We start from the raw sequence: 21,255 nt of genomic DNA, 5'->3' as shown, positions 1-21,255 counted from the left end.
AAGAGCTAAATTTAAGATATTTTATTTTAATAACTGTAAAGTAAAAAATATACAAATTAACACTTTGTCTTAGAAATTGGAAGATATAAGGTTAATTAGTGTAGCCAGAGTCAGAAAAAGATATTTTCGTAGTTTATTCCATAATCTATATCTAAGCCTGGCTTTGCAAAGTAACTAGAAATTGCAAAAAGTTTAGAATTTGCTTTTCATTTGTGACCTTGGGCAAAGTAGCTTTTCTCGCATTTCATACTTTGATTCATTCCCCTCTTCTATAACTTACCAGTCAAAATAGTTTTATTCACCTTTATCAGCTTATGAATAATCAACATTATCAAGATTTAACTATTACTCCTGTAGCAAGCAACAAAACTATCTACTTGGAACATATTTCTAAAGTTTATGGCACTGGAGCAACAGAAGTTAATGCCCTGAGCGATGTTAGCCTAATAGTGGAAACATGCGAGTATTGTTCAATTATGGGTCCATCTGGATCAGGGAAATCAACTGCTATGAATATTATCGGTTGTTTAGATCGCCCTACTTCTGGAACTTATTATTTAGATAACGTTGACGTTGCCCAAATGGATGATGGAAAACTGGCTCACATTCGTAATCAAAAAGTTGGCTTTGTGTTCCAGCAGTTTCATTTATTACCCCAACTGTCTGCTCTAGAAAATGTTATGCTACCCATGGTCTATGCAGGTATACCATCCAGGGAACGTTATGATAGGGCAAAAGAATCACTAATAAGAGTCGGGTTGGAAAAGCATTTTAACAATAGGCCCACTCAGTTATCTGGAGGACAACAACAAAGGGTGGCTATTACTCGTGCTATTATCAATAACCCCGTATTACTACTGGCTGATGAGCCAACAGGTGCTCTTGACTCATATACAACCCAAGAAATATTAGATATTTTTGGCGAATTAAATGCTAATGGTATGACTGTAGTGATGGTAACTCATGAATTGGAGGTTGCTCGGCATACCCAACGCATAATTTGGTTTATTGATGGTCAGATTATCCACTCTCGCCTTACCCCTGATGAACTTGGGCAATTAATTGTATCGTGATGTCTTCTGCTGCATATTTGCCTTGGCAACAGTAGACAAGTAAATAATTAGAGTTATTAAACGATAAACCTAAGAATTCATTTTCAATGATTTCATCCCATTTGTTTATAAGGCCTCTTTTAAGGTTCCATTCAAATGGAAAATTAAATTACCCAGTGTTAGTGATCATTTTAATAAGAATTAAAACCCTCAATTCCGTCATGATATCATTTCATAATTTCAAACCTACATAAGCATCTTGATAGGCTATACGCTGATTAACGTGAATATTGGTTTTGATTTTCTTTCTTTTAGTTAGTTGATTACTTTGAGGCTTGTTAAGTAGGTTCAGAGCATTATTCCACTTAATTCTAATGTCTTTAAGCTCAAATTCATCCCAAATCCATTTTAGGTGGGATTTATAGTACATACCAGTTCTGGTGATATCAGAATAATAGGACTTTTTATTATAAATCCCACCTAAAATGGATTTGCCTTGCTTAAAACCAACTATAATCCTTATTTCCTGAATCTTCTCTTGTCTTACAATGTATTTGCAAGTGTGTATTTCTCTTTTACCAGAAAAATTCGATGTTTGTTCTTACATGCATCAAGGATAATCAATTGGATATTCAATACCACCAAAATACTCAATAAATTGTTTTATTCTATTTAACCCAAGTTATAAGAATCCCATTTCCGTGACCAAACTAACCTCTAAATTCATTTACAATTCATAAATCCATTAATACACTTAAATGAAGCAGTTAATTGTGGGGTAAAAGTAATGCCAAGTAAGAATCTTGGGTAAAATTATAAATTGTACAACTGAGCTTTGAATCCCATTTTAAAATTATTCTGGGTTTTAATGCATGTCAAAAACTGTATTACCAAGTCTTAGCTGTTATTATAGTCTAAAACTCGGATATAAAATTACATAATTATATGCTCAAGATACTAATGATAACATGACTTTTAATTCTTACAATTTCACCCATATTTTGATATTTTTCTGCCTTTTTTAATTCTTTTCCAAAAAAAAATGAATTAGAATTTATAAATAAATGAATATTGAAAATATACATGTCTCTCGTAAGTTAATTGGTGTTGCAGTTATTTGGAATAAAAAAGGTCAAATATTAATTAGTCGACGTCTTCCAAATACTTTTATGGGGGGATTATGGGAGTTTCCTGGTGGTAAAGTAGAATCAGGAGAAACAGTAGAGGAATGTATTCAAAGAGAAATCTCAGAAGAGCTGGGAATTAATATTGAAGTAGTAGAGCAATTAATTACTATTAATCACAATTATAATAACCTCTATGTAAGTCTAAATGTGCATCAATGTCTTCATATTGGGGGTATTCCACAGCCTCTAGAATGCGATGAGGTACGGTGGGTAAATTTATATGAGTTAGATGACTTTGCTTTTCCTGAAGCTAATACCCAGATTATTTATCTCCTTCAGGAAAATGGTATTTGGCAACAAGTTAAATGTAAAGGAGGAGATGGATAAGAGAAGACATAAGTATTAGATTGAGAGTTCTTGGAAAATAGTTTAGGGCTTTTAAACTTAACTTATGCATCAACACTTATGCATCAACCTATTTATTTGTCTGCAAGGTTTATTCTAAGCTGCTATAAACTTCATAGTCCAGGACCATTAGTATGCAATAAAAAATCATCAATCTGACTCTGAAAATAACACCTATTGAATTTTAGAACCTTATCCTGGTAAAATTATTCTCATAGAATATACTTGATTAACTCAAGTTTCAGATTTTATTCTTTTGTTATTGGGCTAATTTATCCTATTTGAGTTGTTACTCTAGATGAAAATTTCATTTTTTAATGTTTTTGGATTTCAATAAGCCCCATATTCATTTCAATCAGGCTATTACCAAGCATACTTGCTGACGATACCTTATAAATATAGACCCACCGAAATTCCCCCATGAACTTCTCTTGATTTAATTTTACGTTTAACTACCATCGAAAATTCCCTGGTAGTAAATCTTTGTTTTTTTTAGATATAATCCGATTTTTGTTTAGTCTAATCTTAAAGGTGTTAAATAAAAAACTTTGACTTAATTAATTACAACTCGTTTAAACTGATCAAAACAGTCAATAAATTCGCTTATACTGTTTAAGTAATATTGCTATATTATAACATTTATTCTTCCTAAGGATAGAATAAAATTATCTGTTTATAACTATTTGTGGTTGTTATGCTGTCTTATACACCCCTACTAACCTTAGCCACAGTAATTCCTAAAATGTCTATTGGAGCAAATAGTTTTTTGATTTGATAATGGTAGAAATTAAACTAACTAGTTAAGTCAGTCTTCCAAATGTGAACCATTCAAAATTGACTGCAAGCATATTCTCCTGAGTTTTCTATGATTGCTTCATACTAGACTCATGAGTTAATTATCATGTCTAATCTTCCATTTCCTGCTAAAATTACTGACAGAAATTATGTTTCTTAGCTTCATAATAATGTCTCTTTCACAAGACATTATTATGGTAAGTGTTAATATTTTTACCTTACTTACAAGTTTAATAATCAAGGATTATCTCAATCTGGATAAACTGGTAAGGTAAAATGAAATAGTGCTCCTCCGTTGGGTGTGCTCTCTACCCAAATACGACCAAAGTGAGCCTGAATGATACGTTGACAAAAGGACAAACCAATACCATACCCATCTTGCTTCTTATCCCGTTCTAGACGAAAGCGATTTTCAAATATTTGTTCGCGGTTGTCTTCAGGAATTCCCGGACCAGTATCACTAATACTACATTGAACCTTTTGAGTAGTTCGGTGCAATGCACTTATGCAAATTCTGCCATTAGCAGGTGTGTATTTTATGGCATTATCAAAAAGATTTATAAGTACCTGATGAATACGCTCTGGATCTGCGTATACATAGGGCAAATCCTTGGGAATATCTTTCTCAATAGTGATGGATTTACTCATGTAGCTATCACATAACTCATATATTGTATCCAAACAAAGTTGACCTATTTCCAACTTTTGTGGTTGGATTGGAAATTTTCTGTCCTTACTATGACCAACCTTCAATAGATCTGTAATCATGCGGTTCATTATTTGCACTTGATTTCGTGACTGTTTAAACAAGTGCATTACCATTTTGGGAGACAAACGTGAAAATTCCCCCTTCTCGACATTATAGTTTGACTTTAAGGTATCAATAGCGATTGCAGCAGCTGTTAGTGGATTACGTAAATCATGAGCTAACATAGCAATGACACGATCTTTAAACTGGAGTTGCTCTTGCAATTTTTCTTTTTCTTGCTTTAAACAAAAAATTTCATCTGATAAGCGTATTAACTCTTCAGAAACAGCTACGGAACTAATCGAAGATGGCCTAGATAATACTAATGACTCTAAAGAGATACTTCCAGTATGATGAGGTTCTTCTAAATCCTGACAGTTTTGATGTAATTTCAAATATGCTTCCACTGCGGTTTGCCAGCGGGGCCACCATATTTTCAGCTGAGTAATAATGGTACTACCAGCAAGGATTTGTCGCGGTTCTGGTTGAATTTTAATTAAAGCAGGAGTTGCCACTAATTTAAAGTGTTCTGCCAAATATGGTTGTTTTCCAACATCAATAGTTTGCAACTCAAAGTCATATATGGCTTGTAACTCACTTAAATAACTACGAATCTGCTGTACTTCCTGTCGAGACTTTGATCTTCCATCAATAAATAGTAACAGTTGTAATGGAGCCTCAAAATAAATACTGGTATCCTGGGAAACTTGCATTTCATCTTGTGCCAGAATTGATAATTAACCCATAGCACCTGACAGCTGGGGTGAGTAAAACAAATCAGCTGTGAGTGGTCGTGTGGTTGTTCTTGATTTTGTAAATTTAATATCTATTTTAGATTTTTTTACTCCTAATTTAACCTATTTAAAAAGAGTTTTTTGACACAACATTGATTTTGCATTCTCCCCCCATAAGTTTATTTTTTACCCTAGTAAATCCTTTTATTATTGTCTTCCAGTCGCTATCTTCCTGGACTAAAAATGTTTTATCAAGAGTAGATGCAAGATATTATTCATAATAATGCCTATTGGCAAGTTATAGCTGGTATATGAATTGACTTCCTCATAAGGCAATAGCAATACATATATACACATATGACCAAATTCTAATCTTATAAAGATAATTGGGGATAAATTACATAGCTTGAAACCCTAGATAAATTTTTGAAGCATGAATATATAAATACATGAACTAAATATAACAAAAAGAACATTTCTCCTAATTTAACTTTACTATGAACGAGATTAAGAATGCTGCCCTATGGGTTTTGTAAAATTGCATAACCATTAAAATTTACTGCTCTGTTGCAAATAGGCTGTTATCCTGTACTATTAGAAACCTACAAGTAGAAGTGGTAAAAGATATATTCCTGGTAAGTTAAGAGTAACAGATTTCACTGCTTAGGTAGTATTTCCAATTAGATTCTTCTTCCCCTTTTCATTTTCCCCACACCAAATTTTGAGTCTGTCACTCCAATAGAAACTGGTAGATTTTGGAAAATGCTTATAGTTATGTTGAAAATTTTATAATCAGTTTAGGCTTTGCCAAAGAAGAAAAAACTCACCTTTATTAAAAGGACTGAGTTTATAGCTCTTCTCCAGAAAAGATAATTACGAATTTGCTATGCTTTTAAAATCGATCAAAGGAGGACAAGAACCAAATTCAAATTTTTTGTTACTGCTAAATACATATGTTTTTATCATACTATAATAAGTTTATGAGAAATCGATACATTGTAGCGTATATTTTTTTTACTTAATCATTTCTACTTAATAATATTAGGAAATAAATAAGGAGTTGAATTTAAATTCAAAAACCTTATTTGTTTGTGTAACTTACTTTTTAATATGACAAAAAAACTACAATCCCTTGACTGAGAGGATTATAATTAATAGAAGGAATTCTCAATTAGGCTGATATAAGCTGATAAGAATAACTTATGAAGATCAGAAAATTATTTTTAATTGATCCTAGGAATATTATACCAGAGATTATACCAGAGGAGAATGGAAAAATACTAAAAAATAGTTGGAACGATAAGTATATGTAGATTATCCAACATTAGAATTCAAGTAAGGTTATCTGTGAAGATATATTACGAAACTTACAAAAATATTTAGAAACCGTTTAGTAAACCAACATTACTTTAATAATGTAAAAATATAGGGATAAGCATAAGGTAAATTGCAATGAATAACATACAAGGTTATAGGTTTGTGTGTACTTTAGCTTTTGGGGATATTTATGGTCAAATCATAGTATGGCTAGTGACAATCACCTTGAGCTTGGCTGCATCTCTGGCATTAATGGGCGCAACAGAGCCCCTATATGCCTTAGCAACAGTGGCGCTGATTATTCTCTTTTCTCTACCCTTCTTGCTATTTGCCTTCGTGACAACTTTATTAAATCGCATTGAGTTAATGCCTTTAGAAAATATAGGAACGAGGTTAGATAAATCTGAATCTATTTCCCATAGTAGGGCTTTAGAAGCAACCATTTAAGAAGCAACCATTTAATATGTAAGAGGATTGTACCAATTAGCCTGGGATATCAATCTATCGGTACACTCCTTCTTTAAACTAGATGTATGGCATGTTTCATAGCATGGTCCCTTTATGAGTACAAATGAACTATAATGTCTCATAATTCTAAAATAAATTACCAACCAAATATTGAGTTCATAGTTTTTTCATAATTAGGAAATTCCTTCTTGCAGTACAAGCCAATGTGCTTTTATGCTTTGCTATAAATTCAGAAATTCATACGGCAAGGAATTTGTTTGAATTAGCTCTGTTTTGCCTGTATTGCCTGCAGTACCTCAAATAAGTGTTATAAATGCTGAGGATCTCATCCCTAGGAAAGTAGTAGTATTTTTTATTTTGTAATTTTGGCAAAAGGCCTGGTGTGCAGTAAGTTTTATTAGTAATTGGGAAATCATGATGATTAGTTTCGATGTAATCATAGTTGGTGGTGGTTTAGCAGGTTGTCGAGCAGCAGTGGAAATTGCTCGCATCGATCCGACTTTGCAAGTGGCTGTAGTGGCGAAAACTCATCCTATTCGCTCTCATTCTGTGGCTGCTCAAGGTGGCATAGCTGCAAGCTTAAAGAATGTCGATGATAAAGACAGTTGGGAAGCTCATGCATTTGACACAATAAAAGGCTCCGATTATTTGGCAGATCAGGATGCGGTCGCAATCCTAACAAAAACAGCACCAGATGTAGTCATTGATTTGGAACACATGGGAGTATTATTCTCTCGTTTAGATGATGGCAAAATTGCCCAAAGAGCTTTTGGTGGACATACTCATAATCGTACTTGCTATGCTGCGGATAAAACTGGCCATGCAATTTTACATGAACTGGTAAGTAACCTACGGCGGTGTGGGGTGCATATTTACGATGAGTGGTATGTAATGCAGCTGATTTTAGAAGATGGGGAAGTTAAGGGTTTGGTTATGTACCACATTGAAAGTGGACAATTTCAGGTGGTACGTTCAAAAGCTGTCATGTTTGCCACAGGGGGTTATGGACGTGTATACAACACAACCTCCAATGATTTCGCCTGTACTGGGGATGGATTAGCCATGACTGCCATGGCTGGTTTACCACTGCAGGATATGGAGTTCGTGCAGTTCCATCCCACAGGTTTATATCCTGTGGGAGTATTGATTTCTGAGGCTGTACGGGGAGAAGGAGCATATTTGATTAATAGTCAAGGTGAGCGCTTTATGGCAAACTATGCTCCTAGTCGTATGGAACTGGCTCCCCGAGATATTACTTCAAGGGCAATCACTAGCGAAATTCGTGCTGGTCGAGGTATAAATCCTGATGGCAGCCCTGGAGGACCCTTTGTCTACTTGGATCTACGTCATATGGGTAAAGAAAAGATTATGAGTCGAATTCCTTTCTGTTGGGAGGAGGCTCACCGTTTAGTAGGCGTAGATGCGTTAAATGAACCTATGCCAGTACGCCCCACAATTCATTATTGTATGGGAGGTATTCCTGTTAATAATGATGGACAAGTCCTCGCTAAAAATGATACTTTAGTTTCCGGATTCTTTGCCTCCGGTGAGAGTGCTTGTATATCAGTACATGGGGCTAATCGTTTAGGTAGCAACTCCCTTTTGGAGTGTATTGTTTATGGTAAAAGAACTGGTGCTGTAATCGCAGAGTATGTTCAGAATCGCAAGTTACCAGCTATAGACGAACAATTATACGTAAGAAATGCTGAACAAACTGTCCAAGACCTCTTAGATAAGAAAGGAATGTACCATATTAACCAAGTCCGTCAGGAATTCCAAGATATTATGACGGAATATTGTGGTGTATATAGAAAGGAACACATTTTGCAAACAGGATTGGATAAATTAAGAAATATACAAGAACGATATTCGCAAATTTGCTTGAATGATAAGAGTAAATGTTGGAATACGGAAATTATTGAGGCTTTGGAATTCCAAAGCCTGATAGTGGTGGGGCAGACAATCATGACATCAGCTCTAAATCGTCGTGAAAGTCGTGGAGCACATTTCCGTGAAGATTATCCACAAAGAGATGATAAAAACTTTCTTCAGCATACATTAGCATACTATTCCCCATCCAACATTGATATCCAATATCGTCCAGTGAGAATTACCATGTTTGAGCCGAAGGAAAGAAAGTATTAAAGTTGGAGGGGTGTATTAAAGGCATTTAGTATAGCTTCCTTATAGTAAGACCACTGTGTTTTAAGACTCTCAGGTATTTGTTGTGAAAAACAATGCGAGGGAATGGAAATGTCAAATTGACATCTTGATGTTAAGGCTTTATAGCCCTTGTAGACATTCAAAAAGTACATGGTCTTTACTTGGTAAGTATTAAGTTTGTAAATGCAAGTACTTCCAATTAGACTTTTGACTAGGAAGATCTTAAACACCACAAAACTAATAGCTCAAAATATATTAAGGTTTTGAGGTTAGTTTGAGTTGATTGTTCTTTTAACTCCCAGCTATTTTTGCTGATTTAGGTTACTGGGTTGGTTGGTAATGTGTTGAGGCTTTATTTGTAGTTTTCAGCCAGGGAACTTTTCAGGCATGTGAATTGCCTCCAAAATTACACCCTATAGAATGAATTTTCCAATCAAAGCCAAACACACCGTTTTTGTAATCCTTTAACTGTTGTTATACTTCACGCATTTGATCAAACAATTCTGAAATAGGATTTTATGGGTACTCATGTGAGGTCAATCTTTCAACATGCAAATTTTCGAATCCTCTACTTCTATTATGAATACAACCTCCTTTCTTCCAAAATTCCCAACATATTGAACAGTTTTGTAGATGCTTTACATGCAGAATTTTCAGCTCAAAGTAGAACGTTTTATGCTACCTGTTTGGTTTGATAAGGCTCGAGGGTAAACCAGTAAACTCCTTGAACTTTTATAAGATAAAACTTAATAGTTATGTTATTCTTTGGACGATTCAGAAATGCATAACCGTATATATAGTTTTGATAATAATTTAACTAAATGAGTATATTTTAGGAATTCATAACGAAAAGGGTTGTTGTGTTCCTTTTCTAATATGATGGCTTTAAAAAGCCAGACATTGATTAATAAAATTTTCATCATCAAGATGATTGTATAATCAATTTTTTCACTCAATAAACCCAATATTTTCCAGAATGTATTTGTGGTAAGTAAAGTACTTAATTAAATTTACTGTCAAATATGACTATCTTTTATTTTCAAACTCATAATATAAGATACATTTAAAATGGCTTAATTCTTATAAATGCTCTAACCTAAGAGAATTATAAATACCTTAATATGGGTTATTTATATAGGAGATTTCTATAGTTCAGATGTGAATTTTAACTATTCATTTTTATAGGGTTTTTATTATACTTCAGGTAATTTTAACTGTGTTATAATCTTCACCTTGATTCAAAAAATATAGAAAGCTAAGCATTGTTTGGGAATTATAAATTATCTCTTAGTTCTCATGTCTGTTTCCTAGGGTAAAATTACCTTTGATTCCCTTTCAACAAATGCAGTTTAGTCCGAAATTTAATCTGCAATAGACTGTATAGGAAAATAATTTATCACCTAAAAATATTCTAATCTGATTAGTATAAGCAAAGTCATATTAATACTTGTGAAAATCAGGTAAAGTCCTATACTGCCTATTTGCACCCACCCATTATGGGATTATAGAAGCTATTAATACAAGTACAATCAAATTTAATAAAATGCAACAGAATCAGAAACCAACAGTTATAATTACAGGTGCTTCATCTGGGCTAGGCTTGTATTCTACTAAAGCACTTGTAGATAGGGAATGGCATGTAGTTATGGCTTGTCGTGATGTAAGTAAAGCTGGAAACGCAGCTCGTTCTCTAAATATTCCCCAAGATAGCTACACAGTTATGCAGATAGATTTAGGAGACTTGAATAGTGTACGAGATTTCTCCCGTAAATTTACTGGTAGCGGCAAATTATTAGGAGCTTTAGTTTGTAATGCTGCTATATATATGCCTTTACTCAAAGAACCTTTACGTAGTCCAGAAGGTTATGAATTAACTATGACTACCAATCACCTCAGTCATTTTCTCTTGTGTAATTTGATGTTGGAGCAATTGAAAAAGTCCCCACTTAAAGATAAAAGGTTGGTTATTTTAGGTACAGTTACTCATAATCCAGATGAACCTGGTGGCAAGGTTTATCCTCGTCCAGATTTGGGTAAACTTGAGGGGTTTGAAGCTGGCTTTAAAGATCCTATATCTATGGTTGACGGGAAAAAGTTTGAGCCGGTGAAAGCTTACAAAGATAGCAAAGTTTGTAATATCTTGACGATGTTAGAACTGCACCGACGATATCATGAATCAACTGGTATTACTTTCACTTCTCTATATCCTGGTTGTGTTGCAGATACTCTATTATTCAGAAATCATTATCGTTTATTTCAGAAGCTATTCCCATTATTCCAAAAATATATTACCAAGGGATATGTTTCCCAAGAACTAGCTGGAGAAAGAGTAGCACGCATAGTTGTTGAGCCTGAGTTCAAACAATCTGGTGCTTACTGGAGTTGGGGAAATCGTAACAGTCAAAACCGTAAAGCCTTCTTGCAAAAGGTTTCTCCTCAAGCCCGTGATGATGATAAGGCTCGAAGTATGTGGGAAGCCAGTGCTAAACTGGTAGGCATAGAGTGTTAAACTTCTATATCACACTGATAGTGTAATAATAATACGTTACACTGATACCACAACAAAAAATTGGGGGCTCTCTCCCAATTCCCTAATTGAGAAATTCTGTGTAGTGAAAATCATAATATGAAACATTTGAAAACCTTCTGCTTTGGGGTGAGCTTTATAGATAGAATCCTTATAGTAAATATTGAGCTAAATATGGCTGGTGCTTACAATAATGTGTTTCAATAGACAAGCATTTGAGACCTTGATGAGCAAATAGCAATGACAAATGCGTTTTTTCATCGAGCCGATTTAATTTGATAATGAGCTCTAAAGTTTAGTTACTGATCCCTCCAGGCTATAACTGGATTACTAAACCATAGGAGAATCTAAAATAAGAGGTTTTAAAATTAGCTTTGGGGAAAAGATAGGATTTCCAAGATAAAAATTAGAAGATACAAAAAATAAGTTGGGGTTTTAATAGGATTAATTTGATTCTTTATATTAAAGATGAAGGCATATTTATAGGTACCTGATAACATTAATTAAGTCGAATTTATATTTTATTTTTGATTAATATAAAATAAATATAAATTTACTAGAGAAGATATCATAAATATATGAAAATTGACCATTAAATTTGACTGGCTATTTTCTTAGACAAACGATAATATAAATAATACAAAATATACTTGATTCAGTTATTTATTTATAACTTGTAAACGTGATTATATTAGAGTAGATTTTATTTTTATGTGAACAAAGTTTATCTATATAAAACTGATGATTTATATAGATAGGATTTTTTTGTTAATATTGTTGGCCTATTCTCACATCAGAAAATATAAATATCCTCAGGCCTTATAATTATGATGTTTACTTTCTAAATTCCTACTTAAAACACATTTATCTCTTTTTTCATAGAATCATTTTATTCTACTTATCGGATATCCTATTATTCCCCCCCTAACACATTATCATATGCCAATTAATCTAATATAAATAGTCTCAATATCTTTCTAGTTGAATAGGTATATTCTTACCGATACTTGCAGCAATCACCAGAATATATTTACTTTGCAGGTACTCTAGCGCCCTAATTATTTAGTACTATTCTTGTAGTAAAAGCTGTTCATAATATATTCAAACTAATTTTCAATTGCCGCTAAAACAGATTTAGGTAGTAACTTATCTTTAAACCAAACAATCTTTGCTGGTACACCCTGTAATTTTATCCCTGCTTTATCTAAATTTAACCTTTCAGAAATTGCCAGAATCAAATTATTACAATCAGAATGCCATACTTTAGAAAACTTCTTTTGCAAATATTCTGGTCGCCAATAACCAATAATTTCTAGTAAGAACGTACTTCCATCAGGATGTACTAGCCTAAAATCAGGTATCATAACACTTCCGGGTATAGGAACCAAATCTACCTCTCTTTCTAATACCCAGTCAGTCTTTGTTAATTCCCATTTTTCGGCAAAAGAAGACTCTATCATGCTATCATAAGATTTGCTCGGGGGATAATGGGTAACTAAGCCACATTCAGAAGTAAGAGTAAAATATCCATTTCTCAAAGTATTTGTATATAAGTCCCTAACTTGCAAGGTAGCCACTAAGTTCCATTTTGTAACATGAAGCAAGGCAGGAATTAGTTTTGCAATTGCTAATCCATATCTGGTACTTGATTTAAATATGCTAGTAGGACCATCAATTGTAATGGTAAATCCGTGGTCAGCATCCCCTTCAACATATGCCATTAATTGAAACAATTTTAAATAGCGAAATAACAGTTTGTATTCCCCTGGTATATTGCGATGGGCATTAATAATTAGTTGACTAGCTTTATAGAATATTCCTTGAACTTGTGAGAGGTTATAACGATGGAGTAAATCTTGGGATGTTGGTGGGTCGAAAAGTGTCAAGATTTTATTTTCCACTAAATCTGCATACAACCCATTTATAACTTGAGAAGGTAAGATTTCTTGTTTTAACTCATGGGTTAATTCATCAGCAGTTTTTTTTAGGATAACTTGAGTAGCAGTTTTACTAGATGGTAATTTTGCTGCCATGCTAAATACTCGTTTCCTTAATATTAATGGTTCTATAGGACTAACTACTTCAAAGGTAGAAAATTTACTTTTAAGGATATGAGCCAAACCCCGTTTTAATTTATAGTCTGGTTTATCACCTTCCAAGTCTAATAGCTGACGTTCTAATAGTCCCTGCATATTACTTACGGCTTTTTGAAAACAGGTAATTATTTCAGTAGCTATTTCTAAATATTGTGAGTTGATTTTGACTCTTTTAGGAATTATTTGCTCTCCATTTTGATAATAAATAAGTAAATTGGTTGGTAGCATTGGTTATAAATTATGGAACATTAATGATCTTACAACTATCTCCTTGTCTCATTCCTTAGTAGAATAATTAACTTCCAGTTTCTAGCTATTGGATTTTGTCTTGACCCGCTTGTTTTAAAGCCTATTCAATCTTTTATCCTTAGTTGCCTCTCCTCCGTATAGAAATTTTCTCTTCACTTGTATTCTCAGCAATTACCTCATATAAAATTGCTCTTTTGTTTGGAGTTTTGCCCTTCCTTAAAATCCTACCTAAACGTTGAATATATTCTCTTACTGAACCTGTCCCTGATAAGATAATTGCTACACTAGCTGATGGTACATCTACACCTTCATTCAAAACATGGGAAGTCACAACTGTTTTATATTCACCCTCTCTGAACTTAGTTAAAATTGCATGACGTTCTTTAACAGGAGTTTGGTGTGTAATTGCTGGAATTAAAAATGATTGAGAAATAGTATAGACTGTGAAATTATCAGCAGTAAAAATCAAAATTTTTTTTGGATAGTGCTCTGCCAGTAGATCTAATAAAACACGTATTTTTCCATCTGTACCTATTGCTATCCCCTTTGCTTCCCGGTGAGCTAACATTGCTCTTCTACCAGTTTGTGATTGCGCACTCATCTGCACAAACTTCTGCCAACCTTTAATACTCCCCAAGAATATTTTTGATTCTTTTAAGAAATCATTGCGAACTTGAATCAGTTGATTGTATTTTTTCCATTCCAGCTTTGATAAGCTAACCTTTATTGTTAAAATTTCATAGTCTGCTAACACTTTACCTAACAAGTTTTCAGCCTTTTTATGATATACCTCCTTACCAACAAGAATATTCAAATCTGCGTGTTTTCCATCTGTGCGCTCTAACGTTGCAGATAAACCTAAACGATAGGGAGCAATGGAATATTCGGCAATGACCCTATTAAAATCTGTAGGCAGATGATGGCATTCATCGAAAATTATCAACCCATACTTGTTACCAATACTCTCTGCATAGATTGCTGCACTGTCATAGGAGGCAATTAATATAGGGGTTTTATCACGAGATCCACCTCCTAGTAAACCTACCTCTGCATCTGGAAAAGCAGCTAATAAGTGAGCATACCATTGATGCATTAGATCTAAAGTAGGTACTACAATCAGTGTAGTACATGATGCAACTTGCATTACCATCTGTGCTAAATAAGTTTTTCCTGCTGCGGTAGGAAGTACTACTACTCCCTGACCAGCTGCTAATTTCCAAGCAGCTAATGCTTCAGTTTGATGGATATATGGTTCCATTTCCAAACTAGCTACTAAATCTATTGGGTAAAAGTCCTTAGCATCATCAGTAACTTCCGTTTTTGATGCTTGTAGTGCTTCTAGTAACGGGCGGTATTTAATGGCTGGCACGCGAAATTTCTCTACCCTATCATCCCACACCGCATAATCTATCCATACATTGCCATGAGGGGGCGGATGCAAAATTAGGGTACCCCGATCAAAGGTTAATTTTGGTGTAATAACCATAAGAGTTCATTGTATATCAATAGGAGCAATTGATTTCTTAAATTGTAGGAAAAATTTTCAGGCTAGAGACATTGAATAATTAAGTACTTAAATTAACATAGCAACATCACATTATATGTGGTGCTACTCATAAGTAAAAAGTAATGGAAATATAGAAATGATGAATTTTTAGTTTTAGACTGTTAATATTTTAGGTCATCACGAACGATATCATACCTTTCTTATGAAGCCTAATACGACTCTTTTAACCACTGTACAGAAGGTGAATTGTAAGCCTTTTATTATAGGCATAAGCATAAGCTCAAACATACAGTTCAATACAAGAGAGATTTTTCATTACTTGTTAAGTGTATATTAATGTCTGAAATTATGAACTTATTGACAGATTGAATATCCGAATAATAGGGAAGATTTTACTACATATGCTATTCCAAGTACCAATATAAACCTTTTTAGTAACCCAATACTTAAATTGTTGAGCAATTATTCTACCAACCGAAGGAGGAATATAATGGCTTTGCAGAGATGACTTCTGCTATTGGGCTAGAAATATTGTTAACAGATAGTTCTTCCATTCTAGTTTCCGCACAAAAAGAAGCCGTATTAAAGCCTCCGAATCGTTTTACAGTACTGGTTCTTAAACGTAAATTAGAATAAGGGAACCAAAATCTTTCAATGGAACTCATAGTTTCATATTCTGTTGTCAATACTAATCCATCTTCCTCATCCATGTGAAATAGACCAACAACAGGGACAATTTCTGCATAACCCTTTTCTCTTAATAATCTTCCTTTCCTAGGATTATCAACCTCGGGGACGATTGCAAACACGGTTTTGCCTTCATGGTTCTCTTCTTCCTCTCTATCCCAAGCCATGGTTCCCAACCAACGCACATTAGAACCCCCAATAGATAAACAAGGGTCAATGTCATGCATTTGACATAAAGCAATAATTTCTGGATCATTCGCACCCAAAGTTTCTACAAAAATATCTAATTCTCCTAATTCGGAACGTTTAAAAGCCAGATGATGGGTTATCCGGGAAGACTTCCATCTGCCAGCACTCAATTGGAAAAACTGCATTGCATCCATAAATTTGAAATTCTCCTAACCAATTGAACATTCATTCCCTAGCTTACTTTGTATTTATACTTACTTACTATTTTGTTGTGAATTGCATTTTCTTTTAAGATTCATATTTACTTAAATACTCATAGGATATTATAGGAAAGTAATGAGTTAATTACAAATACTAAATTTGACTACGCTTGATGGTATCTGAATATTTGTAAACTTTGTTCACTGATATTTATTGTAGTTTGACACAATCGAAAATATATTCGCATGAATATATTTTCGATTGTGCTGTGAATTTAATTTAGACAATACAAAAAAGGCTAAAATACTATATTTTTAATATTACGTATCAATAAGGAAAATAACCAAGTAAGATCAGGAGCAAAGAGTTATAGATTCTCCTACTCACTTGAGTCTAAAGCAGCAGTTTCGTTTAAAGACTCTAAAAAAAAATTTGGTTAAATATTTACTTAAGCAAGTCTATGCCTGTATTTAGAGTATGAAGTGAATGATATATTTAGCAAGAAAAGTTTGCGTAAGTAGCCACTACCCACTTGTCAGCGCGGTAATGAGTGAATATTTATTTATGTTTAATAATCACAAGTAAAGATGACTTACTATAAACTTGAAGGATGAAATAACCATATTTTTCAGGGTTTATAGTAGCAAGAATATCAAGTTGTAATTATGTGGGTGTAGATTTTCTTCTAGTACGTAGTTTAAGTAAGTGACAATGATATTGCTTCTTTGAAAGTTGCAATAAATTATAACAAACTGTGATTTGTGAGTATACCCTTGATCATGATTGAGTGTAACCATGATCAATTCGCATTATCATGCATCAACAATAATATTACAGATTATTGCTTTGTTTAGAATTATCGAGACTAAGGTTACTACAATCTCGTATTTTAGTTGTTGATGTTTTCAAACGATGCACAATGTCGTTTGTTATTTACTAAGGAGAGCCTAATGCTTGATGCTTTTTCCAGGGCCGTTGTGTCGGCAGATGCAAGCACCTCTTGCATTGGTAGCAATAAGATTAGTGAATTGCGTGAATACTTAGCTGCAGCCAACAGAAGACTAGATGCAGTGAATGCTATTGCTAGTAATGCAAGTTGTATGGTTTCTGATGCAATTGCTGGGATCATTTGTGAGAATCAAGGTTTAATCCAGGCTGGTGGTAACTGCTACCCTAACCGTCGTATGGCAGCCTGTTTGCGTGATGGTGAAATTATCCTTCGCTATGTGACCTACGCTTTGTTAGCTGGTGATGCATCTGTGTTAGATGATCGTTGTCTGAATGGTTTAAAGGAAACCTATGCTGCCCTAGGGGTACCTTCCACTTCTGCTGTTCGAGCAGTTCAAATTATGAAAGCTCAGGCTACTGCCCATATTCAAGATAGCCCCAGTGAAGCTCTTGCTGGTGCTAAATTACGCAAAATGGGTACTACCGTAGCTGAAGACCGTTGTGCTAGCTTGGTAGCTGAAGCTTCCAGCTACTTTGATCGTGTGATTTCTGCTTTAAGCTAATTGCAAATTACTAATAGTGAAAGTGAATTTGCTAGTAAACGAGTAAATTGAAATTAACACCCGATCAAAATCTAATCTGGAGATAAAAATAATGAAATCAGTTGTTACTACCGTTATTGCTGCTGCTGATGCAGCGGGTCGTTTCCCTTCTACCTCTGACTTGGAATCAGTACAGGGCTCTGTCCAGCGATCCTCAGCCCGTTTGGAAGCTGCTGAGAAGTTAGGCAATAATATTGATGTGGTAGCCAGAGACTCTTATGATGCTTGCATAAAGAAGTATCCCTACTTGAACAATGCTGGTGAGGCTCACTCCACCGATACTTTTAAAGCTAAGTGTGCTCGTGATATCAAGCACTATATGCGTCTGATTCAATACTGTTTAGTTGTTGGTGGTACCGGCCCATTAGATGAATGGGGTATTGCTGGTGGTCGCGAAGTTTACCGTGCTTTGGGTCTACCTACTGCTCCTTATGTTGAGGCTTTGAGCTTTGCTCGTAACCGTGGTTGTGCTCCTCGTGATATGTCCCCCCAGGCATTAACTGAGTATAATGCCCTTTTGGACTATGCTATCAACTCACTATCATAGTTGATTTTCATTTGTGAATATCTAATCCTAAAAGTTGGTTATTGTTACCTGAATATTTTTATTTAAGACACTAACCTACTTTTTTAGTTCAGGTTAAATATTGCTCTGGGGGTCCCGAGAAGGTTAAATATTGCTCTGGGATTTCCCGGATTTATTGGCTTCATGTCGTTGGGACTTGAGGGTGGTACCTATAGGTATTATGTTCAAAAACTTAAGTTTGGCATTAACATCAGTATTAATAACTGTTAGTAGTTATATTTTTTATTTTTATAAATAATGGATAAGCGCTTTTTCAAGCTATTTAATCTTACCGAAGAAGAAGCTATAGCCATACTAGATAAATCCCCAGGTCAGTTGGGAGAAAATGACTCTCGCTACATCGCTGCCTCCCACCTAGCTGGTTTTCCTACAGAAGCTTCTATTAGTTCTTTAATGAGGGCAGTAAAAAATACTGAATCTTCATTAGAAAACCGTATCGTACGGCGTAAGTCCATTGAGTCCCTAGGACATCTAAAAGCCCGCCAGGCACTTTTATTAATTTGCGGGTGTCTAGCAGATGATGATTGTTATACTGTGGAAAATGCTGTGTGGGCAATTGGGGAAATTGGTACTCGTGATACAAATATCCTCGAGGAAATTGCCAAATTACTCGATAAACCAGAACAGATTTATCGGGTAATCATTCATACTCTAGCAAAATTAGAATATAAACCTGCGTTGTATCGAATTCTTCAGTTTATAGAACATGATGATAAGACAATTGCCAGTGCGGCAATTGCTACTATTTATAGGTTCACAGGCAACAATTCATCTATGCCTCAAGTGGTTGATTTTTTACAAAATCCCAAAGTCTATGTTCGTAGGCTATGTATTCAAGACTTGGTTAATGTTAATTATTATAGTGCCATTCCGGAAATTGCTATATGTTCAGTATCTCCGGTGTTTCGTCTTCGTGGCATTCGAATGTTGGCGGAGGTTGGAATAGCAGATGGCGTACTTGCTTTTATGGATGTTGAACCTTACTTAGACAAAGTCATTTTTGATCATCCTCAAGACTTAAATCTAGTGCATGAATACGATACAACCCCGACCCTAGAATTTTCCATCCGTGAACTATACGAAACAGATTTTGGGCGGTGTTATTTGGCAACACAAACAATACTAAAGAATTATAGGAATATTGCTGGTGAAGCTCTAATAATGGCTTGCACCAAGGAAGCTTACAATGACTATGGAGCACATTATCATATAGTCAAGTTGTTGGGATGGTTAAAATATACTCCTGCCTATCCTATTTTGATTGAAGCCTTGTACAACCAGGAACCCCAATTCCAAAAATCACGAACGGCAGCAGCAATCGCTTTAGGGGAATTGGGTCAGAAACAGGCAATTTCCAAATTGAAAGACTGTATGGAAACTACTATCTGGGAATTAAAGTATGCTGCCTTAATATCGTTGGAGAAACTAGGGTCTAATAGCGGTTGGGAAATGGCAGCTAATGACCAGGATTGGATAATTCAAGCGAAGGTGGCAAGGCAGAGAGCTACTGGAAAACCAATACATAATTTGATGATTAATAATTCAGAATTTGAAAATGACTCAAGATGAACTTTTTCAGAAACTAAAACACCCTAATCCCAACTTGCGGGAACGTGCTATATGGAAACTGGCTGAAACTTTCGACAAAACGACTATACACCAGTTGATGAAGATATTGGATAGTGAAGATATGGTTTACCGCCGTGCAGCAGTGAAGGCCCTAGGAGCAATTGGAGTAGATGCAGTTCCCTTCTTAGTAGGGTCCTTATTAAACAGTTGTAGTGTAACTGTCCGAGGGTCTTGTGCTAAAGCCTTAGCCCAAGTTGCTATTAACTATCGGGGAGAAGCTTTTCCTATTGAAGGTTTAGAAGGATTAAGAAAATCTCTACATGATCCCAACCCTGTAGTATATATTTCATCAGTTATGGCACTAGGTGAAGTAGGTAGTCTCGCCTTTGATATTTTAGTGGAAGCACTCAATACTACTGATAACATAGCATTAGCTGTAACAATAACTAATACCATAGCTTCAATTGGTGGTGATAAGGCAAAAGAAGTTCTTACCCAATTGGTTAGTGATGGGTCTGTAGTAGATATCTATGTCAAAGAGGCTGCAGATAGTGGTTTATCTAGATTGGAAATGATAATGAAAAATCAGCCAAAATAGGTGATCAAGAAATGGCATACATGTACATTACACAAGAAAAAATTATAGAGGCAAGGCTATTTTTTGATCTATGAGCAAATATTATAGTGGGGTTAACTGAAATATATAGTAGAGTATTCTGATTTATGCAGGTTGGTTATCCTGACATTTTGGCTGATTTAACAAATGCCTTAATTGCAGCAATTCAAAACAAAGAGCCTGTACTAAACAACCTTATTATAGGGTGCAAAGCTGTAGAAACTCTAGGTTATTTCAGGGCATCTGCAGCTTTACCTATTATCCGTTCTTATTTAGGAGATAAGGATGCTTACACTGTGGAAAATGCTGTCTGGTCAATTGGAGAAATTGGCACTCGGGATGAATATCTTTTAGAAGAGGTTACCCAACTATTAGAAAAACCACATCTCAAACTATCGGACAATCATTCAAACCCTAGCCAAGTTGGAATACAAACTAGCATTAGAGACAATTTATAAATTTACTACTTTAGAAGACTCACTCATCTCGAGTGCAGAAATAAGCACCGTATGTCGGTTTATTGGGAATTACATACAGATGACTAAGGTTATCGAGTTACTCAAACACTGAGGTATTAATGTTAGGAGAAATTGTATTCAAGACTTAATAGATAGTAAAGTAAGTATTGTGAAAGTATACCTCAAATTGCCAAGTGTTGTATTTCCGTAG

15 protein-coding genes are annotated in these 21,255 nt (G+C 34.7%); 10 read left to right on the top strand and 5 right to left on the bottom strand.

The window, feature by feature from the left end; genetic code table 11:
* The first annotated feature begins 314 nt into the window (after window positions 1-314).
* Window positions 315-1,073 carry an ABC transporter ATP-binding protein gene (locus RINTHH_RS02195; RefSeq protein WP_008232384.1) on the top strand — a complete coding sequence of 253 codons (759 nt, stop codon included), beginning with the start codon at window positions 315-317 and terminating at the stop codon, window positions 1,071-1,073.
* 211 nt (window positions 1,074-1,284) lie between these two features.
* Here the strand turns inward: RINTHH_RS02195 and RINTHH_RS02190 are convergent, their stop codons facing one another.
* Window positions 1,285-1,482, bottom strand: a complete 198-nt coding sequence (locus RINTHH_RS02190; RefSeq protein ID WP_008232383.1) for a hypothetical protein — start codon at window positions 1,480-1,482, stop codon at window positions 1,285-1,287.
* A 634-nt stretch (window positions 1,483-2,116) separates the two neighbouring features.
* Here RINTHH_RS02190 and mutT point away from each other — a divergent pair.
* A complete protein-coding gene (gene mutT, locus RINTHH_RS02185) occupies window positions 2,117-2,566 on the top strand; it encodes an 8-oxo-dGTP diphosphatase MutT (protein ID WP_008232382.1) in 450 nt (149 codons plus the stop codon).
* Between the two features lie 1,062 nt (window positions 2,567-3,628).
* Here the strand turns inward: mutT and RINTHH_RS02180 are convergent.
* On the bottom strand, window positions 3,629-4,840 hold the full coding sequence (locus tag RINTHH_RS02180) for a histidine kinase (RefSeq protein ID WP_008232381.1): 1,212 nt from the start codon (window positions 4,838-4,840) through the stop codon (window positions 3,629-3,631).
* Between the two features lie 1,473 nt (window positions 4,841-6,313).
* On the opposite strand from RINTHH_RS02180, the gene RINTHH_RS02175 reads away from it, so the two are divergent.
* The 3 genes from RINTHH_RS02175 to RINTHH_RS02165 all read left to right on the top strand — a co-directional run bounded on the left by RINTHH_RS02175 (window position 6,314) and on the right by RINTHH_RS02165 (window position 11,318).
* Complete coding sequence (locus tag RINTHH_RS02175) at window positions 6,314-6,625, top strand: hypothetical protein (protein ID WP_008232380.1); 312 nt, start codon at window positions 6,314-6,316, stop codon at window positions 6,623-6,625.
* A 438-nt stretch (window positions 6,626-7,063) separates the two neighbouring features.
* Window positions 7,064-8,791: a succinate dehydrogenase/fumarate reductase flavoprotein subunit gene (locus RINTHH_RS02170; protein ID WP_044304412.1), complete on the top strand. Its 1,728-nt coding sequence runs from the start codon at window positions 7,064-7,066 to the stop codon at window positions 8,789-8,791.
* Between the two features lie 1,561 nt (window positions 8,792-10,352).
* Window positions 10,353-11,318, top strand: a complete 966-nt coding sequence (locus tag RINTHH_RS02165) for a protochlorophyllide reductase (protein ID WP_008232378.1) — start codon at window positions 10,353-10,355, stop codon at window positions 11,316-11,318.
* Window positions 11,319-12,442: 1,124 nt separating this feature from the next.
* Here the strand turns inward: RINTHH_RS02165 and RINTHH_RS02160 are convergent.
* From RINTHH_RS02160 to RINTHH_RS02150, 3 genes are all read right to left on the bottom strand, one after another.
* Window positions 12,443-13,660: a DUF790 family protein gene (locus tag RINTHH_RS02160; RefSeq protein WP_008232377.1), complete on the bottom strand. Its 1,218-nt coding sequence runs from the start codon at window positions 13,658-13,660 to the stop codon at window positions 12,443-12,445.
* Window positions 13,661-13,799: 139 nt separating this feature from the next.
* The gene (locus RINTHH_RS02155) at window positions 13,800-15,167 is read right to left on the bottom strand and encodes a DEAD/DEAH box helicase (RefSeq protein ID WP_008232376.1); all 1,368 of its coding nucleotides are present in this window, start codon (window positions 15,165-15,167) and stop codon (window positions 13,800-13,802) included.
* Window positions 15,168-15,655: 488 nt separating this feature from the next.
* Window positions 15,656-16,258 (bottom strand): phycobiliprotein lyase, encoded by a 603-nt coding sequence (locus RINTHH_RS02150; RefSeq protein ID WP_008232375.1) that lies wholly within the window; start codon window positions 16,256-16,258, stop codon window positions 15,656-15,658.
* Window positions 16,259-17,215: 957 nt separating this feature from the next.
* Between RINTHH_RS02150 and cpeB the strand changes: the two genes are divergently transcribed.
* The 5 genes from cpeB to RINTHH_RS02125 all read left to right on the top strand — a co-directional run bounded on the left by cpeB (window position 17,216) and on the right by RINTHH_RS02125 (window position 21,044).
* On the top strand, window positions 17,216-17,776 hold the full coding sequence (gene cpeB / locus RINTHH_RS02145; protein WP_044304411.1) for a C-phycoerythrin subunit beta: 561 nt from the start codon (window positions 17,216-17,218) through the stop codon (window positions 17,774-17,776).
* A 91-nt stretch (window positions 17,777-17,867) separates the two neighbouring features.
* The gene (locus RINTHH_RS02140) at window positions 17,868-18,362 is read left to right on the top strand and encodes a globin family protein (protein ID WP_008232370.1); all 495 of its coding nucleotides are present in this window, start codon (window positions 17,868-17,870) and stop codon (window positions 18,360-18,362) included.
* 276 nt (window positions 18,363-18,638) lie between these two features.
* Window positions 18,639-19,970, top strand: a complete 1,332-nt coding sequence (locus tag RINTHH_RS02135; protein WP_008232369.1) for a HEAT repeat domain-containing protein — start codon at window positions 18,639-18,641, stop codon at window positions 19,968-19,970.
* Window positions 19,957-20,568, top strand: a complete 612-nt coding sequence (locus RINTHH_RS02130) for a HEAT repeat domain-containing protein (RefSeq protein ID WP_008232368.1) — start codon at window positions 19,957-19,959, stop codon at window positions 20,566-20,568. Before RINTHH_RS02135 ends, RINTHH_RS02130 begins: the two co-directional genes overlap by 14 nt.
* A gap of 125 nt (window positions 20,569-20,693) precedes the next feature.
* On the top strand, window positions 20,694-21,044 hold the full coding sequence (locus tag RINTHH_RS02125) for a HEAT repeat domain-containing protein (RefSeq protein ID WP_008232367.1): 351 nt from the start codon (window positions 20,694-20,696) through the stop codon (window positions 21,042-21,044).
* Window positions 21,045-21,255: the final 211 nt, after the last annotated feature.

This window comes from Richelia intracellularis HH01 (assembly GCF_000350105.1).
GTDB lineage: Bacteria > Cyanobacteriota > Cyanobacteriia > Cyanobacteriales > Nostocaceae > Richelia > Richelia intracellularis.
Note: the sequence above shows the minus strand (reverse complement) of the source record. Positions and strands in the feature narration are given on the sequence as shown.

Bases quoted from the DNA above. Each gene is read 5' to 3' on its own strand.
- RINTHH_RS02170 (WP_044304412.1), top strand. From the start codon at position 7,064: ATGATTAGTTTCGATGTAATCATAGTTGGTGGTGGTTTAGCAGGTTGT.
- RINTHH_RS02155 (WP_008232376.1), bottom strand. From the start codon at position 15,167: ATGGTTATTACACCAAAATTAACCTTTGATCGGGGTACCCTAATTTTG.
- RINTHH_RS02150 (WP_008232375.1), bottom strand. From the start codon at position 16,258: ATGGATGCAATGCAGTTTTTCCAATTGAGTGCTGGCAGATGGAAGTCT.
- mutT (WP_008232382.1), top strand. From the start codon at position 2,117: ATGAATATTGAAAATATACATGTCTCTCGTAAGTTAATTGGTGTTGCA.
- RINTHH_RS02125 (WP_008232367.1), top strand. From the start codon at position 20,694: ATGCAGGTTGGTTATCCTGACATTTTGGCTGATTTAACAAATGCCTTA.
- RINTHH_RS02130 (WP_008232368.1), top strand. From the start codon at position 19,957: ATGACTCAAGATGAACTTTTTCAGAAACTAAAACACCCTAATCCCAAC.
- RINTHH_RS02140 (WP_008232370.1), top strand. From the start codon at position 17,868: ATGAAATCAGTTGTTACTACCGTTATTGCTGCTGCTGATGCAGCGGGT.
- RINTHH_RS02135 (WP_008232369.1), top strand. From the start codon at position 18,639: ATGGATAAGCGCTTTTTCAAGCTATTTAATCTTACCGAAGAAGAAGCT.
- RINTHH_RS02165 (WP_008232378.1), top strand. From the start codon at position 10,353: ATGCAACAGAATCAGAAACCAACAGTTATAATTACAGGTGCTTCATCT.
- RINTHH_RS02175 (WP_008232380.1), top strand. From the start codon at position 6,314: ATGAATAACATACAAGGTTATAGGTTTGTGTGTACTTTAGCTTTTGGG.
- RINTHH_RS02195 (WP_008232384.1), top strand. From the start codon at position 315: ATGAATAATCAACATTATCAAGATTTAACTATTACTCCTGTAGCAAGC.
- RINTHH_RS02190 (WP_008232383.1), bottom strand. From the start codon at position 1,482: ATGTACTATAAATCCCACCTAAAATGGATTTGGGATGAATTTGAGCTT.
- RINTHH_RS02180 (WP_008232381.1), bottom strand. From the start codon at position 4,840: ATGCAAGTTTCCCAGGATACCAGTATTTATTTTGAGGCTCCATTACAA.
- cpeB (WP_044304411.1), top strand. From the start codon at position 17,216: ATGCTTGATGCTTTTTCCAGGGCCGTTGTGTCGGCAGATGCAAGCACC.
- RINTHH_RS02160 (WP_008232377.1), bottom strand. From the start codon at position 13,660: ATGCTACCAACCAATTTACTTATTTATTATCAAAATGGAGAGCAAATA.